The 667-nt window shown below is 58.5% G+C and carries 1 protein-coding gene and 1 pseudogene; both read right to left on the bottom strand.

Features of this window, described 5'->3' with window-relative positions:
- Positions 1–482 (bottom strand): ATP-binding protein (locus tag HMPREF2932_RS09255; protein WP_168166991.1); only part of this gene is annotated, 482 nt, incomplete at its 3' end.
- A 5-nt stretch (positions 483–487) separates the two neighbouring features.
- Positions 488–667: pseudogene (locus tag HMPREF2932_RS13730) on the bottom strand (IS21 family transposase); the annotation flags it as partial.

Below are 667 nucleotides of genomic sequence, written 5' to 3'. Positions count from 1 at the left end.
GGGTCTTCGGGTTGGAGGACTGCCAGTTCGGCGGCGAGCATGTCGGTGCGGTAGAACCGTGCGGAGTAGTCTTTGCGGCATGCTGCTGTGATCAGGGCTTGGGCGAGGTAGGTTTTGCCGACTGAGGATTTGCCCAGGATGACAATGTTTTGGCCCAGGTGGCACCATTGTCCGTGAGCGAGTCTGCTGACTTGCTCGGGGTTGATGTTGCGGTCAGGCGTGCAGACCACGTTTTCAAGGCAAGCATCAAGGTTCGGCGATCGGGATGCTTTCAGCAGTTTGTTGATGCGTCGCTCGCGCCTGGCCGCGACTTCTTTATCAAGTGCGTAGAGCACCTTTTGGGAAAACGTCCATGTGTCGAATGCGGGATCGTTGGCGATGTCGATGACGCTTCTGCCAAAGGCTGTCATCCGCAGCGCGGTGAAGTCGGGCAGGACGGATTCGTCAAGGAAGCGATCTGTTGGCGGGGTTGGTGATGACAAGGGGTTTAGTTTCCTTTCTTTGCGAGGTTGTCCATGCTGAACTGGTCTGCACCGCCGAGAAACGCGCCGGTGGTATCCCGGTCAGCGGCTACAGGCTGGGCGGTTGTGGTGCTACGCGGGGCCTGGTCTAATCCGCGGGGCCGAGTGGCGTGTTCTTTGCGTATGGCGGCCATCATGTTTTTGAC

This window comes from Corynebacterium sp. HMSC074H12 (assembly GCF_001813755.1).
GTDB classification, from domain to species: Bacteria; Actinomycetota; Actinomycetes; order Mycobacteriales; family Mycobacteriaceae; genus Corynebacterium; species Corynebacterium hiratae.
The sequence above is the reverse complement of the archived record's forward strand: the minus strand, read 5'-3'. Positions and strand labels throughout refer to the sequence as shown.